This is a genomic window from Streptomyces filipinensis (assembly GCF_014649495.1).
Classification (GTDB): Bacteria; Actinomycetota; Actinomycetes; order Streptomycetales; family Streptomycetaceae; genus Streptomyces; species Streptomyces filipinensis.
Window position 1 is genome coordinate 328,977 of record NZ_BMTD01000007.1, and the last position, 14,854, is coordinate 343,830.

Genomic DNA, 14,854 nt, shown 5'->3' on the forward strand with positions numbered 1-14,854 from the left:
CTGATCGGACGCACCGGTCCGGTCGCTGATCAGCGGGAGCGACCCCGTTCACCTGCGCGGTGGGCCACCACCGCCCGGACTCCCGGCGGTCGCGGCACGATCACCGTGGCCGCCGGGACCTGCGGCCTGCCGGCCACCCCGACCGGCTGGAGCCGACCGCCGCCGCGGTCGGCACCGAGTCGCTGGGCCGGGCCCAGGACATGGCCACCCGTCATCTGGTGCGCTTCGGCGGGTGCGCCGGCTGCGTCCTGGACTTGCGGGTGGACGCGGTGATGCTGCCGGTGCGCGACGAGGTGACCACCGCCAGGCGCTGACGCGCCACCCGCACACGACCACCCCGAGCCGACGGCGCACCCACGTCCCCACGCACCCCGCGCACCGCCGTCGTCGCCCGCGTACGGGATCCGACGGAGCAGGTCCGCAGCAGGTCCGCATCGAGTCGCGTCAATCGCTCCTCCGGTGACCGGTCCCTCTGCCAGGATGACCAAGTAGGCGGGTGGGACTGACGGGAGGGCCGAGTGGACGAGCGGTTAGTGGTCGAGGTCGTCGGCGACCGGTCCGCGGACGAGCTTCGGTCGCTGCGTGACTGGCTTGTCGCCGAGGAGGAGCTGCGCGGACGGGTGCGGCTGGAACTGCCCGAGCCGGAGCCGGGTGCGCTGGGCTCACTCGTGGCGGCACTGACGGTCGCGCTCGGCCCCGGCGGCGTGGCGACGGCCGCCGCGAGCGTCCTGATCTCCTGGCTGCGCCGCCGTACCGGCGACGTCACCGTCAAGGTGCTCCGGCCGGACGGGACATCGGTGGAGTTCAGCACCACCAACGTCAGCGGCCTGGACGCGACGGAGGTCCAGCGGATCGCCGCTGAACTGTCCCGTTCCCTCGACCCCGCCGGTGATCGGACTTCCGGTGACGCAGGCTGAGCCGCCCGGTGCGCACCCGGTGACCGGGCTCGGTTCGCCCGGATCACGCACCCTGCTCATCGGCACCGGGCGTCACCGCCCCGGTTCCCGACTGCCGGACGTGCCCGCCGTGTCGGCCACCCTCCACGAGCTCGGCCGGACCCTGGTCGACACCTGCGGGCTGCGGCCGGAGAACCTTCTCCCGCCGGTCCTCGACCCGAGGGACCCGATCGAGTTCGGCAACGCCGTCGTCGCGGCCGCCAGACAGGCCGAGGACGTCCTGCTGCTCTACTACGTCGGCCATGGACTGGTCAGCCCCGGCAACGAGCTGTACCTGGCCACGGCCGCGACGGACGACCTGGCCGAGGGCCTGGCCTTCAAGGCGCTGCCCTACCAGGCCGTCCGCGACGCGTTCAGCAACTGCCGGGCACGCTCCATCGTCGTGGTCCTGGACTGCTGCTTCGCCGGGCGCGCCCACGGCTCCTTCGGTACGGCCGCGACCGACGCGTTCGCGCTGGCCTCCCTCAGCGGCACCTATGTGCTGGCATCCGCCTCGCGGGACGAACAGGCCCTGGCCCTGCCGGACGAGCCGTACACGGCCTTCACCGGAGAGCTGCTGCGGTTTCTGCGCGAGGGCGACCCGGGCGGCCCGCCGGGCCTCACCCTTGAGGGCGCCTACCGGCATCTGCGCCGCGTCCTGCCCCTCCGGCAGCTGCCCGCACCGGAACGGCACCTCAGCGGCCGGGCCGGCGACCTGGTGCTGGCCGTCAACCCGGCCGCCGCACCCCGGCACACACCGCCGCCCTCCGAAGTGCCGCCAGGGCGACCGGACGAACAGGTCTGCCCGTACCCGGGCCTCGATCCGTTCACCGCCGACGACGCGAGGTTCTTCTTCGGCCGGGCCCAGGTCACCGCCGAACTGCTCACGAGCCTGGCCGACTGGTCGCAGGGCGACGGCCCGGTCGCCCTGGTGGGACTGTCCGGCGCCGGGAAGTCCTCACTGCTGCGCGCCGGCCTGCTGCCCGCCGTCAAGCGCGGCGAACTCCCGCTGCCCGGGGCCGGCACCTGGCCCCAGTTCATCCTCACCCCCGGCGAACATCCGCTGCACGGCCTGGCCGGCCGGCTGGCCGGCCCGACGGGCCACACCAAGGCCGAGCTGATCGCGGAACTGCGCGCGGACCCGGCCCGCTCGGCCGGCCTGATACGTCGCGCCCTGCACCGGCGGCACGGCGGCCGGGACGTACCGGGCGGCCGACTGCTGCTCGTGGTGGACCAGTTCGAGGAAGTGTTCACCGCCTGTCAGGACCAGCAGGAGCGCCGGAGCTTCATCAGCGCGATCTGCGCGGCCGCGACGAGCGACGACGCCGGCGCCGATGCACCGGCCCTGGTCGTGCTCGGCATCCGCGCGGACTTCTACGCCTCCTGTCTGGCCCACCCCGAGCTGGTCGACGTGCTCAAGCACCGCCAGTTCCCCATCGAGCCCATGACGCCGGAACAGCTGCGCGAGGCGATCGAGAAACCCGCCGAAGTGGCCGGGCTGGAGCTCGAAACGGGGCTGGCCGACACACTGCTGCGTGATCTGCGGGCCGACCGCGAGTTCGCCGGCGGCACCCTGCCGCTGCTGGCCTACGCGCTGTGGCTGACCTGGGGCTGCCGCGAGGGCAGCACCCTGACGCTCGCCGGGTACGGCGCGACCGGCGGTATCTGGGACGCGATCACCCAACAGGCCGACCTCACCTACGACGCCTTGACCCCGGACGCCCGGCGAGCCGCCAAGCTGATGCTGCTGCGCATGGTCCGGATCAGCGAGAGCACCGAGGACACCCGTCGACGGCTCGATCTCACCGACCTGCTCGGCCAGCGCCCGCCGGACGAGGCGGCCGCCATCGCCGCCGCCCGCGACGCGCTCGCCGGTGCGCGCCTGATCACCGTTGACGGCGACAGCGCCCAGATCGCCCACGAGGCGCTGCTGCGCGCCTGGGACCGGCTGCGCGGCTGGATCGACACCAGCCGCGCCGGCCTCCTGGTCCAGCAGAGGCTGCTGGACGCGGCCGAGTCCTGGGCGAGAGACGGACGCGACCCGAGCGGTCTCTACCGTGGCAGCCAACTGGAGCTGGCACGAGGCCAGTTCGGCGACACCGGCGATCCCGACGGCCAACTCGGCGAGCTCGCCGCCGAGTTCTTCGCCGCCAGCGTACGAGCCGACCGTCGGCGCCGCCGGATACGGACGGGAACGGTCGTCACACTGACCCTGCTGCTGGTGGCGTCACTGCTCGCGACCGGCTTCGCCGTACAGGGCCGTAGAGAAGCCCAGCGGCAACAACGTTCGGCCGTCGCGGAGGCCTTGGTGCGCGACGCGGACTCCGCCCGGTCCAACGATCCCAGGCTGGCTCTGCAGCTCGGTATCGCGGCCGACCGACTGGACCACACCCCCGCGACCACCGCGAACCTCCTCAGCAGTCTGTTCACGCCCTACGCCAGAACCCTCACGGGACACTCCGCCGCCGTGGTCGGTGCCGCGTTCGCGCCCGGCGGCCGGACACTGGCCACCGCGAGCGAGGACGGCACCGTCATCCTGTGGGACACCAGCGTCCCGCAGCACGCCAAGGAGCTCGGCCGGCCACTGCGAGGGCCCGACTACGGCGTGTTCACCGTGGCCTTCAGTCCCGACGGGCGTGTCCTCGCGGCGGGCGGCGGCGACCGGACCGGGCACGCCGTACAGCTGTGGGACGTCAGTTCGCCCGGGCGGCCGCGCCGGCTCGGCGAGCCGCTGACCGGGCCGGGCAACGTCCACACCCTCGACTTCACACCGGACGGGCGCACGCTGGCGGCCGGTGCGGCGGACGGCAAGGTCTGGCTGTGGGACACCGGCGACCCGGGACACATCCATCCGGTAGGACCGCCCCTGACGGCCCAGAACTCCGACGTGGCGTCCATGGCGGTCCGGCCCGACGGGCACGTGCTCGTCACCGGCAGCCTCGACAACACCGCAACCCTGTGGGACATCACCGATCGCGCTCACCCCCGGCGGCTGAAGAACCCGGTCAGCCACGCGGGAGGGGTGAGCGCTCTCGGCTTCACCCCCGACGGCCGTACGCTCGTCGTCGGCGGCGGAGACGGAAAGGTCGACCTGTGGAACGCCGGCGATCCGAGCCGTCCCGCGTGGGTGGGGCAGATCCCCGCCGGGGACGCCCCGGTGAAGGCACTGCTGGTCTTCCGGCACCAGATCGACGTGGCACTGGCCGACCACTACACGACCGTGTGGGAGATCTCGAAACCCGCCGCTCCCCGTATGACCGCCAGTTCCATCACCGGGGCCTCCAACTGGACCGGCGCCGTGGCGTTCGCCCCGCACGGCACCCTGCTCGCCACCGGGAGCGCCGACAACACGGTGATCCTGTGGCAGAGCGAAGCCGACAACGGAAGCGTTCCGCTCCTCTCCCGCGTCGGGGGCGATCCCAGTGGTGTGCAGACCATGGCGCTGCGCCCGGACGGCCGTGCGGCGGCCACCGGCGCCGGCAACGGCAAGGTGACCCTCTGGGACCTGGCCGACCCGCGGCATCCCAGTGGTGTCACGCCCAAGACCGATCGTCATGCGGGCAGGGTGTTCGGGACGGCCTTCAGCCCCGACGGCCGGATCCTGGCCAGCGGCAGCCTGGACCGTACCGTGATCCTCTGGGACGCCGGCGACCTCCACCACCTCCGCAAGATAGGACAGTTCCGCGCCGACGACGGCGGAGTCGACGCGCTGGCCTTCAGTCCCGTCGGCCATACCCTCGCCACCGCGGGCGGGGACGCCGCGATCACGCTCTGGGACACGTCGGACCCCTCGCGTCCCCGGCCGATCGGCCGGCCCCTGACGGGCCACCGCTCAGGCGTGGACGCGGTCGCCTTCAGCCCCGACGGTCACACGCTGGCGACCGGAAGCTGGGACGGTACGGCCAGACTGTGGAACATCGACGACCTGGAACGGCCCCACCCCCTGGGCGCGCCCCTCGCCGGCCACACCAACTGGGTCTCCTCCGTGGCCTTCAGCCCCGACGGTCACACCCTGGCGACCGGCAGCCTGGACTCCAGCGTCATCCTGTGGGACACGACCGACCGGGCCCACCCCCACCATCTCGGCCCGCCCCTCGTGCGGCACAGCAGCTGGGTCCTGGGACTGGCCTTCGGCCCTGACGGACACACGCTGGTGTCCGGCAGTGCCGACCGGACGTCGATCCTCTGGGACGTCACCGACCCCCTCCACCCGTACGACCTCGGCGTGGTCGGCAGCCACCACACCGACTCGGTCACGTCCGTGGCGATCAGCGCCGACAACAAGACGTTGCTGACCGCTTCCGCGGACGGCACCGTCAACCTGAACAGCCTGGCGAAGCTCAACGACGCGCGCACCCACGCCCGCGACCTCGCCTGCTCCCGGGCCGGTGGGGGGCTGCTCGCCGGCCAATGGGCGCGCTACATCCGCGATCTGAAGTACCAGCAGACCTGCTGACGGCTTCGCGGAAGGGGCCGGGGCGGCCGGCGTCCGCGGCCGCTCAGCCGGAAACCGGCGATGTCGGGGAGCGGGTCGCGGACGGCCGGCCTGTGCGCGGGCCGGGCGGCCTGCGGCGGAAGACCTCGGCCAGCGTGGTGTTGACGACCACGACGACCGCCATGGCCACGGCGGCGACGGGATGCCGGACGCCGTACAGGGCCGCCACCCCACCGCCCAGCACCACCGTCTTGACGGCGAGCACAAGAGGCAGCCACGGCCGCAGCCGGGCCTTCGGGGCCGCGAACAACCACCACAGCACGATCGCCAGCAGGGGGGTGCCGACGCCGAGCAGGACGCGCAGGGCAGCGTCTTCGCCCACCGCGAATCCCCACCAGCCCAGACACGCCAGGGCGGCGAGTTCGAGCAGGAACGCCAGGAGTTCGTTGAGGACGTACCAAGGCCGCTCGTCGATCAACACCACTCTGGCAGCAGAGTCCTTTGGCATGGAGTCCTCTCGGCGCGGCGGGACCCCCAGCATGGCAGGGCGGCGACGAGCGGGGGGCGGTTCCGCGGAACCGCCGACGACGACGGCCAGGCCCGCCTGGCCGCCCTGGCCCTGGCCGAGCGAGCACCGGGATCACCCGATGGAACGAGAAGACCGGCGTGACATGGGCCCATCCGACCTCGTTGACCAGGCTATGAAGAAGATCAGTGCGCTCGCCGCGCTCACCGTGGCCGGTTTCGCCGTCGTCACCCCGGCCCACGCCGCGGACGACGGTGACGGCAGTCACCCCAACCACGGCCGGATCAATGTCGCCGGCCGGCCGTTCACCGCCGCCAACCTCTGCAAGCAGGCACTCGGACTCGTTCCCCTGGCCGCGCCGTGGACCGACGCGTCGGTGGACGACGCCTGCAACAACCGCGAGCACACCGAACGCATCCGCAACTGGTCCGACGGGTCCCGTTCCCTGACCGAGCGGCAGTGAACCCACGCTGTCCCACAGCGACTCGGCCAGGGGTGGCGGGACGTGGACGCCCACCAACCGGTGCACCTTCGCGGCGCCGCCGTCGGAGGGCAGGTCCCACTGGGGCGTCAGCCCGCCGCCCCGCGTACGGAGAGCGTCCGGGCCTACGTGGACGCCAAACCGCTGCGCTCCGCGGCCCCGCGTCGTGATGGCGGGCCACAGCATGGACCACGGCCGCACCCTTCAGGGGCCACCGGGGCTCGGGCGCGTCCGCCGGCGGGCCGACGGGGCTGTGCGCGCCGCCGTGCCGCCGGTGGCTCCTCGGACGCGAACCGGGAGGTTCCGCCCCGGCGGCCGGGAGAGTGCTTGAGGGCTACCAGTAGTGCCGCCGGCCGGCGACCGCGTGCCCCATGGAGCCCAGGATCCAGAAGACCGCGCCGATGATCACGAGGATGATCCCGATGGTCCACAGGATCGACAGACCTGTGACGAAACCGACGATGAGCAGGATGATACCGAGGGCGATCATGACGCGCCTCCTGTTGAAGAACCACTCCTACCCCTGCGGGTGCCCCGAAGTGGAACTTGTCATCATCCGCTGACCGGAAATTCTTGGGAATCCGGACGCGGTGGTCGGACGGAGCAGCACCGCACGCACCCGGCCACCGGCCCGGGGAGTCGACTCAGCGAGAGCCGCCGCTCGGCAACTGCTGCTCCGCCCAGATGGTCTTGCCCGTGGCGGTGTACCGCGTGCCCCAGCGCTGGGCGACCTGCGCGACCAGGAAGAGACCGCGCCCTCCCTCGTCGGTGCTGTGGGCACGACGCAGATGGGGGGAGGTGTTGCTGGAGTCCGACACCTCACAGATGAGCGCCCGTTCGTGGATCAGACGTAGACCGATCGGCCCGCCCGCATGCGTGATGGCGTTGGTGACCAGCTCGCTCACGATGAGCTCGGTGGTGAAGGCGATGCCCTCCAGCCCCCAAGCAGCCAGCTGACAGGCGGTCTTGTCGCGGGCCTCGTGCACCGCCCGGGGATCCGCGGGCACCTCCCAGGAGGCCACGCGGTCGGGGGCGAGGGCGCGTGTCCGGGCGATGAGGAAGGCGACGTCGTCGTGCGGATGGTCCGGCAGGAGAATGCGGACCATGGTGTCGCAGATCTCCTCCAGCGGCCGGTCGGGGTGGGCCAGGGCGAAGCAGAGTCGCTCGAAACCGACATCGACATCGCGGTCCGAGGCCTCGATCAGGCCGTCCGTGTAGAGCGCGACGACGCTGCCCTCCTCCAGCTCGATCTCGGCCGACTCGAAGGGCAGACCGCCCAGTCCCAGCGGGGGACCGGCGGGGATGTCCGGCAGTTCGACCGGCTCGCTGAGGTGCGCGATGGCGGGCGTGGGGTGTCCTGCGCGCGCCACGCTGAGTTTTCGCGTGATCGGGTCGTAGACGACGTAGACGCAGGTCGCGCCGATCACCACCGGTCCGTCCGTGGCTGCCTCCGCCTCGTCCGCCAGCCGCAGGACGAGGTCGTCGAGGCGGGCGAGGAGCTCGTCGGGGGGCAGATCGAGATCGGCGAGCGTCTGTACGGCCGCACGCAGCCGGCCCATGCTGGCCGCCGCGTGGATGCCGTGGCCGACGACGTCTCCCACGACCAGGGCCACGCGGGCACCGGACAGCGGGATGACGTCGAACCAGTCGCCGCCCACGCCCGCCTCGGCGTCGGTCGGCAGATAGCGGTAGGCGACCTCGACGGCGCAGTGATCGGGCAGAACGGGGGGCAGGAGACTGGTCTGGAGGGCGAGGGCCGCGTGGTGCTCGCGGACGAAGCGCCGGGCGTTGTCCACGCACACCGCGGCGCGTGCCACCAGCTCCTCCACGAGCAGCAGGTCGTCCTCGTCGAACGGGTTGGGGTTCTCCCAGCGCAGCAGCGTGACCACTCCCATGGTCACGCCCCGGGCCCGCAGCGGCACCACCAGGTGCGTGTGCACACCGACGGAGACGAGCTTCGCCAGGCGCTGCGGATCCCCGGCCAGCCACCAGGTGGTCGGTTCCAGCACCGGGTCCAGGATCGGCCGGCCCGTGGCCAGGCACCGTCGCTGCGGGGACATCGACGGGTACTGGGTGGGCTCGCCGATGGGCACGATCGCCTCCGGCGCCTCCTCGCGGATCGACCGGTGCACCGCCCGCTGGAGCGTGCCCCCGGTGACCGGTCCGGGGGTGAGGTCACGGGCCGCGAGGACGCCCTGGAAGAGGTCGATCGCCACGAACTCGGCGAGCTGCGGTACGAGGACCTCGGCCAGCTCCTGCACCGTACGGTCGAGGTCCAGGGTGGTGCCGATGCGCTGCGCCGCCTCGTTCAGCAGGGCGAGCCGCTCGCGTGCCCGGTCCTGGGCGGTGAAGTCGACGGCGGTGTGACACACACCGAGCGTCCTGCCGCCGACGTCCCTCAGAGGGAACGAGGAGCGGAGTCTGAGGTGTCCCTGCGCGTTCCGGCGGAACCTGCCGTGCGGGGGCGGCACGTGCTCCACGGCCGGCGTCACCCGACCCGACACCAGTGCCTGGCGCGCCTGCCAGTCCACGGCCGACGGTACCTGTCCCGGCCCGGTCGGTGCGACGGCGCGGTCGGCCCCGAGGTGGGCCGGCAGACCCTCCATGGTGACCAGCGCCTGGTTCACCCACTGGAAGCGCAGCTCACTGTCGAGCACGGCGATGCCGATCGGGGACTCCTCCAGAAGACCGCGCACGACTGCCTGGTCGAGCTCCCACCGGCGCGCGTCGGAGACGTCACAGGCCACGGCGAGCCATGCCGAGCCCTGCTCGGCGCTCAGCGGACACGCCCGCAGGGCAAGCTCGACGGGGTGGCCCGCACGGTGACGCGCGGTGATCACGCCCTCCCACCCCTCGCTGAGCCGCCGCGCCGCGGACAGCGCGGACGCCGGTGAGTCCTCGCTCATGAGGACCGAGGCCGCGGGGTGCCCCAGCACACTGGCCGCCGGATACCCGAGGAGGTCCTCCGCCCGCTGACTCCAGTAGCGGATCAGGCCGTGCCCGTCCACGAGGGCGACGGCGGCAGAGGTGATGCCGAACGGATCGTCCTGGTGCTTGTTGTCCGGATTCCTCAGACCCATGGTGTCGGCCGCATCCTCAGGCGGTTTTTCTCACACCACGGTCTCACATGCACCCGGGCGTGTCTTCGGACCGGCCGCCCGGTCCGGTGCGCGGTCCGCCGGTGTCGTCCGGCGGCGAGCCGGCCGGGCACGCGGCCCGTGCCCGGCCGGCTCCGCACGGGTCACCCGCGCGGGCGCTCGAACGTCAGCAGCAGCCCCTCCACGGCCCCGGGGCCTATACGGCCCTTGACGTCGGCGGAGGTGATGGCCTTCAGGCCCCAGCCGTCCTCGGCGTGCTTGTTCAGGACCTTCTCCAGCTTGTCGCTGTCCAGCGCGTCGCCGATCAGCGACTCCCGGAAGGTGACGACCTTGTACTCGTACGTGTAGCCGCTGCTCATGGTGCGGAGTCCTCCTGAACCCGGGCCGGGTGTCGTGTCATGGCGGGGCAAGCTAATCATCAACGGGCCGCGCGGCAGAAGGCCGTGGTGTGGTGCCGGCTGCCGCGACGTCCCGTGACGGACCGTTCGGACCGGAATCACCGCCCGGGACGGCACTGGTACAGCGTCTGTTCGGGGGCCCGCGCATCGCCGGGCCCCGTGGTGGAGGTGGGGACGCCGTAGGTGGCGGCCGGAATGGGACGGCAGGACGACTCGACCCACGCGGTGGTCTGCCCCGTGGCCGTGCTCGCACCGGTCGCGCCGGGTGCACCGCCCGTGCCGCGGCGGGTGCCGCCCAGCACCCCGTACGTGAGCCTGCCGGAGCCGACCAGCCGCCGGAACTGGGCCGTGCTCGGGAAGGGCGCCTGCCCGGTGAAGCCGCCGAGCGGCAGCACACGTGCCCCGGTGGCGAGGATGTACGGAGCCGCGCCGCTCCGGTCCGAGGCGGCGAAGTCGTCATCGGCGGTACCGCGGTGGGCGGACACGTAGGCCAGCGACTTGCGCTGGTCATCGGTGAGTTCGCCATGTGCGCCGAAGCCGGTCGCCCCGAGGCCGGTCGTCCGGTTCCGCTGTGTGCCGTCACCCCAGGACACCCGCCCGGTCCGGCCGGCCGCCGAGGTCACCGGACCGTGACCGTGGTTCGTGCCGGACGGGCCGACGGCGCCCATCCCGGAGTCCCGGTACGAGGGGCCGAGCACCTGAGCCGCCCAGGACGCCGGCGGTGAGACCGAGCAGCCTCGCCACGGGCGCCGGCCACGGCAGGAACGCCGGGAAGCCGTCGGCGACGTACGCGCTCCACGCCGCCGTCGCGGCCACCGCACCGGGCAGCGCCCACGCCCCGCGGCCGCCCGCCCGGTGGGCACGCCACATCACGGCGACACCGCCACCGGTGAGCGCGGCGCGGGGAACCGCGATCACGCCCATGTAGTACGTGCGGCCGGCGACGCTGCCCGCGCTGAAGACCAGGAAGTACGTGGCCAGCCAGGTGCTCCACAGCAGGAATCCGGCACGCGGCCGGTCGGTGCGCGGCGTGCCGCGGCGCCAGAGGAGACCGCAGACACAGGCGAGGGCACCCGTCGGGTACAGCCGGCCGGTCTGCGAGGCCAGCGACGCGCCGAACATCTTCGACCAGCCGTTCTGGTCACCGCCCCACCCGCCACCGGCACGGTACCGGCCCCCGGCGCCCAGGGCGACAGGGGCACCGCTCATCCCGGTACGACGATGACGGCCGCCCGCGACGCCTGGCCGCTCCGGCCGGAGCCGCCGCCCCGGGTGGCGCTCACGTCGACACGGCGGTCATCACCACGGCGGACACCGCGAGGTGCGTCAGCCGCTTGCGCAGCGTGATCGGTGCCGACACCAGGTAGACGAGGGCAAGCGCCGGCAGCACCGCCCAGGCCTCCAGCATCTTGGCCTGGAAACCCGCGCCGCCCCACACACCGGCGACGACCAGGGTGCGCAGCCGGCCGCCCGCGGCGGCGCGCTGGGTGGCCTCGGCCGCCAACAGCACGCACAGCGTGAAGGCGGGGTCCTCCACGGCGGTGCGGAAGAGCCCCACGGCCACCGGGGTCACCAGGAACGCCGCATCGGCGACCAGTGCCGCGGCCATGTGGCCGGCCGTGGCACTCGTGACACGGCGCGCTCGCAGGGACGGCGCAGCGACATCACGCAGTGACACCTCGGCGTCGCCCAGCGCCATCCGTCCGGGACCGTGGATGTCCAGGACGGCCACGCTGCCCCGGCACCCGGACCCGGCGAACACCTGCTCCAGTCGGTCCTCGATCACCGGACCACGGTGGCCCACCCCGCGTTCCCCCGGAGGCACGATTCGTCACCGCCTAACGTCCCGCGTCCCCTGTTCGCGTGCGCGGATGTCTCAGCGCGGCAGCACCGAGGCGTCGTTGAGGCGGACCGCGCACTCCAGCAGGAGAGCATGGACGAACGCCTGGGGAAGGTTGCCGCGCAGCTGGCGCTGACGCACGTCGTACTCCTCCGCGAACAGCCCGGACGGGCCGCAGGCGGCCCGGGTGCGTTCGAACCAGCGCAGCGCGCCGGCGCGGTCACCGAGGTGGTCGGTGGCCAGCGCCATGGTGAACCCGCACAGCAGGAAGGCCCCTTCGGCCTCGCCCAGCGGGATGTCCTGGTGAACGAAGCGGTAGAGGTACCCGTCATCGGCCAGCTGGTCCTCGATGAAGCGGCGGGTGATCGCGTTGCTCGGGTCGTCCGCGGAAGGGAAGCCGCGGGCCAGCGGCGTCAGCAGAGCGGCCTCCGGCCCGTCGTCGTCGGCGGCCCGCCGCCACCGGCCGTCGTCGCGCAGACAGCGGTGCCGCGTGGTGGCGAAGACGGCCTCGGCGAGGTCGGTGCACCGCTGCCCCGTCCCTCCGGGCAGCACCTCGGCCACGCGGCGCAGACCGCAGACCACACTCAGCCGTGACTGGGTCCACCACCGTTCGTCCAGTTCCCACAGTCCCGCGTCCGGCCGCCGCCAGTTGCGCTCCACGGCCTGGACCGCGACCGCGACCGCCCGCTCGGCCTCGGACGTGAGCCGGTCGTGGTGGGCCGCGGCGGCGAACAGCTGGAGCGCCTCCCCGAACGCGTCGAGCTGGAACTGATCGGCCGCGTGGTTCCCGATCCGGTCGTTGCCTCCCGGATAACCGGGGAGCGGAAGTCCTCGCTCCGCCGGTACCGGCCCGCCGTCCACGGTGTACGCGGGGTGCATGCCCTCACCGTCGGCGAGGATGCGGTCGGCGGTGAAGCGCACCGCGGTGTCGAGCAGCTCGTGCGGCCCGTGTGCGGCGACCGCGAGGCCCGCGTAGCTCTGGTCGCGCAGCCAGGCGAAGCGGTAGTCGTAGTTGCGGCCGGTGTTGGCGCGTTCCGGCAACGAGGTGGTGACGGCGGCGACCATACCGCCGGAGGAACTCGTCAGCCCGCGCAGAACGGCGTAGGCGTGCCGGGCGTCGCGCGGCGCGGCCAGGCCGGAACAGTCGGGCACGGCCCGCCGCCAGGCGTCCTCCGTCCGCGCCCACAGCCGCTCCGGATCCAGCCGGGCCGTGCTCTCCTGTCGCGACAGCTCCAGGACGACGTCGTGCCGTTCGCCCTCGCGCAGGCGGAACTCACCGCGCAGGACCGACCGGGCGTCCCACGCCGCCCGCCCCGCGCCGAGCAGCCGCACCCGCAGACGGTCGGCGTGCGCGGTCCACACATCGGACGCGAGGCGAGGGTCGCGCATCCGGCCCGCACCGAATCCGGGACGCAGGTCGAGGGTGAGCCTCAGGCGTGCCTCGCCCCGTTCCACGCGCATCCGGCGCAGCAGCACAAGGCGGTCGGCCGAGCCCGGCATCGCCAGCGCGTCACGGCACTCGACCACGGCGTCGGCGGTCACCCACCGGCTCACGCGGATCAGTGTGCCGTCCTCGTAGTAACCGCCCCACACATGCCACGGGTCCTCCGGTACGACCCCGAAGTACCCGCCGCCGCCGATCAGGGCGGAGAACACCGCGTCACTGTGCCAGCGTGGAGCGCACAGCCACACGATCCGGCCCTCGGGGTCCACCACGGCGCCTCGTTCGCCGTCGGCGAGGACGGCGTAGCTCCGCAGCGCCCACGGCGGGCAGACATCGTTCGCGATGTGTGCCGGCTTGTCCGCTGTGTCACCCATGGCACTGCTGTTTTCCCGCCCGGCCCGCCGGGAAACGCCCACTGGGCCGGCGGAGGGGCGGGGAGGGCCTGGTGTCCTGAGCCCCGCCGGCCGGCGGCCGGGACCTCAGGATCCGATGACGTCCGTGTAGCCGTGCCCGGTGATCTGCTCGCCCGCGAGGGTGCCGGTCACCTGGCACGCGCCGGTGTAGGCGAATGCGGAGCCGGGCAGACCGCGATGGGTGACGTCGAGGGAAGCGTCGCGGGCGGGAACGGTCAGCACCCAGTGTCCGTCGTGGTCGGCCCGCCGCGCGTGGGTGATCAGATGGGAGCCGTCGGCCCGCAGCTCGGTGAGCCAGGACGTGCCGTCTCCCACGGTGTCCCAGACACTCAGGTACCGGCCCTCGCCGAGGTCGAGTCCGAGCCAGGTGAAACGCGGCGGCTCGGTGGCCCCGGAAACCCACTGACGGTCGAGCCATGTGCGTCCGCTGACCTGATGGGTGGTGCCCTCGGCCGTGATGGTTCCCGACGCGACCAGGCCGGGCAGGGCGTACTGTCCGGTCGTGCCGCCGAAGAAGGGGAACACTCCGCTGCCGCCGCTGTAGAGGACGGGTTCCTCACGCCGAAGGGTGAGCCGCACCGACGCGGTGTCCGTCGCCCCCGAGATGTCGAGGTGGTCCAGGTCGCCGCTCACGGCGAGGACGGAGGTCTGTATGTGGAGCGAGTCCGCGGCCACCTTCACGTCGTCCAGGGCTTCGACGGCCTGCTTGCCACTGCTGTGGCCGTCTCCTTCCTGGAGCACCGCGACCGTGCTGTGACAGGCGCCCTGCATCAGCATCGTGTGGATCTTCACCCAGAAGACCTTCTCGCCGTCGTGCAGCCTGCCGCAGAACCACCAGGAGTCCGCGTTGTCGGGGGAGGTGGGGGCGAGACCCTCGGCGGCGTCGATCAGCGTGGGGCGGGTGGTGGTCATCGAATCTCCTGTCACGGGGCGGCCGTTGCCGCACGAGGTCAGCGAACGAAGGTGGAACCGCTGACCGGTGGGCCAGTTTGCCAGCCGGTGATCCGAACCGGCCGGCGGGCCCGGCGGTTGACGAGGACCCCGCCGGCGACCGGGCGGGGACGGCGGGCGAGCGGCGCGATGGCGGGTCGTCAGATCGCGGGCTCGGCCCAGACGTCGGGTGGGACGACACCGGTGGAGCGGCCGTACGGGTCGAGCAGGCGTCCGAGGAGTTTGTCATGGCGCAGGGTGATGACGCGGTCGACGACGTCGAGGCTGGGGTGGGCGGCGGCGAGCTGGGTCTCCAGGCGCAGGGCGTCGTCCACGGAGTGCAGGCTGGCCTGT

14 protein-coding genes are annotated in these 14,854 nt (G+C 72.9%); 4 read left to right on the plus strand and 10 right to left on the minus strand.

Translation table 11 applies throughout. From position 1 onward, the window contains the following. Positions 1 to 59 precede the first annotated feature (59 nt). The 3 genes from IE244_RS18715 (at position 60) to IE244_RS18725 (ending at position 5,391) form a co-directional block, all read left to right on the plus strand. Complete coding sequence (locus tag IE244_RS18715; RefSeq protein WP_191874661.1) at positions 60 to 314, plus strand: hypothetical protein; 255 nt, start codon at positions 60 to 62, stop codon at positions 312 to 314. A 204-nt stretch (positions 315 to 518) separates the two neighbouring features. Then, complete coding sequence (locus IE244_RS18720; RefSeq protein WP_229854193.1) at positions 519 to 917, plus strand: effector-associated constant component EACC1; 399 nt, start codon at positions 519 to 521, stop codon at positions 915 to 917. Beyond that, positions 904 to 5,391, plus strand: coding sequence for a caspase, EACC1-associated type (locus IE244_RS18725; protein ID WP_229854194.1), 4,488 nt, complete (start codon positions 904 to 906; stop codon positions 5,389 to 5,391). Before IE244_RS18720 ends, IE244_RS18725 begins: the two co-directional genes overlap by 14 nt. Before the next feature lie 43 nt (positions 5,392 to 5,434). Here IE244_RS18725 and IE244_RS18730 read toward each other — a convergent pair whose 3' ends face one another. After that, entirely contained in the window at positions 5,435 to 5,845 is a 411-nt protein-coding gene (locus IE244_RS18730; RefSeq protein WP_229854206.1) for a YrdB family protein, read from the minus strand. Between the two features lie 226 nt (positions 5,846 to 6,071). Between IE244_RS18730 and IE244_RS18735 the strand changes: the two genes are divergently transcribed. After that, complete coding sequence (locus tag IE244_RS18735; protein WP_191874663.1) at positions 6,072 to 6,359, plus strand: hypothetical protein; 288 nt, start codon at positions 6,072 to 6,074, stop codon at positions 6,357 to 6,359. A gap of 352 nt (positions 6,360 to 6,711) precedes the next feature. Here the strand turns inward: IE244_RS18735 and IE244_RS18740 are convergent, their stop codons facing one another. The 9 genes from IE244_RS18740 to IE244_RS42065 all read right to left on the minus strand — a co-directional run bounded on the left by IE244_RS18740 (position 6,712) and on the right by IE244_RS42065 (position 14,835). Further along, complete coding sequence (locus IE244_RS18740; RefSeq protein ID WP_167349468.1) at positions 6,712 to 6,867, minus strand: DUF6131 family protein; 156 nt, start codon at positions 6,865 to 6,867, stop codon at positions 6,712 to 6,714. Positions 6,868 to 7,021: 154 nt separating this feature from the next. Further along, positions 7,022 to 9,457 (minus strand): SpoIIE family protein phosphatase, encoded by a 2,436-nt coding sequence (locus IE244_RS18745; RefSeq protein ID WP_191874664.1) that lies wholly within the window; start codon positions 9,455 to 9,457, stop codon positions 7,022 to 7,024. Between the two features lie 161 nt (positions 9,458 to 9,618). Further along, on the minus strand, positions 9,619 to 9,834 hold the full coding sequence (locus IE244_RS18750; protein ID WP_031168938.1) for a DUF4177 domain-containing protein: 216 nt from the start codon (positions 9,832 to 9,834) through the stop codon (positions 9,619 to 9,621). 137 nt (positions 9,835 to 9,971) lie between these two features. Next, a complete protein-coding gene (locus tag IE244_RS42050) occupies positions 9,972 to 10,466 on the minus strand; it encodes a mannosyltransferase YkcB-related protein (RefSeq protein WP_229854195.1) in 495 nt (164 codons plus the stop codon). After that, positions 10,453 to 11,082 carry a hypothetical protein gene (locus IE244_RS42055; RefSeq protein WP_229854196.1) on the minus strand — a complete coding sequence of 210 codons (630 nt, stop codon included), beginning with the start codon at positions 11,080 to 11,082 and terminating at the stop codon, positions 10,453 to 10,455. Before IE244_RS42055 ends, IE244_RS42050 begins: the two co-directional genes overlap by 14 nt. Positions 11,083 to 11,152: 70 nt before the next feature. Next, on the minus strand, positions 11,153 to 11,659 hold the full coding sequence (locus IE244_RS42060; protein ID WP_229854197.1) for a glycosyltransferase family 39 protein: 507 nt from the start codon (positions 11,657 to 11,659) through the stop codon (positions 11,153 to 11,155). Positions 11,660 to 11,749: 90 nt separating this feature from the next. Beyond that, positions 11,750 to 13,531, minus strand: a complete 1,782-nt coding sequence (locus tag IE244_RS18760) for a glycoside hydrolase family 15 protein (protein ID WP_191874665.1) — start codon at positions 13,529 to 13,531, stop codon at positions 11,750 to 11,752. A gap of 105 nt (positions 13,532 to 13,636) precedes the next feature. Beyond that, entirely contained in the window at positions 13,637 to 14,482 is an 846-nt protein-coding gene (locus IE244_RS18765; RefSeq protein WP_191874666.1) for a lipocalin-like domain-containing protein, read from the minus strand. 179 nt (positions 14,483 to 14,661) lie between these two features. Further along, complete coding sequence (locus IE244_RS42065) at positions 14,662 to 14,835, minus strand: hypothetical protein (protein ID WP_229854198.1); 174 nt, start codon at positions 14,833 to 14,835, stop codon at positions 14,662 to 14,664. Between the last annotated feature and the right edge of the window lie 19 nt (positions 14,836 to 14,854).

What these genes read in the sequence shown, in the direction of transcription:
- IE244_RS18735 (WP_191874663.1), top strand. Translation starts at nt 6,072, where the DNA reads ATGAAGAAGATCAGTGCGCTCGCCGCGCTCACCGTGGCCGGTTTCGCC.
- IE244_RS18740 (WP_167349468.1), bottom strand. Translation starts at nt 6,867, where the DNA reads ATGATCGCCCTCGGTATCATCCTGCTCATCGTCGGTTTCGTCACAGGT.
- IE244_RS18745 (WP_191874664.1), bottom strand. Translation starts at nt 9,457, where the DNA reads ATGGGTCTGAGGAATCCGGACAACAAGCACCAGGACGATCCGTTCGGC.
- IE244_RS18750 (WP_031168938.1), bottom strand. Translation starts at nt 9,834, where the DNA reads ATGAGCAGCGGCTACACGTACGAGTACAAGGTCGTCACCTTCCGGGAG.
- IE244_RS42055 (WP_229854196.1), bottom strand. Translation starts at nt 11,082, where the DNA reads ATGAGCGGTGCCCCTGTCGCCCTGGGCGCCGGGGGCCGGTACCGTGCC.
- IE244_RS18760 (WP_191874665.1), bottom strand. Translation starts at nt 13,531, where the DNA reads ATGGGTGACACAGCGGACAAGCCGGCACACATCGCGAACGATGTCTGC.
- IE244_RS18765 (WP_191874666.1), bottom strand. Translation starts at nt 14,482, where the DNA reads ATGACCACCACCCGCCCCACGCTGATCGACGCCGCCGAGGGTCTCGCC.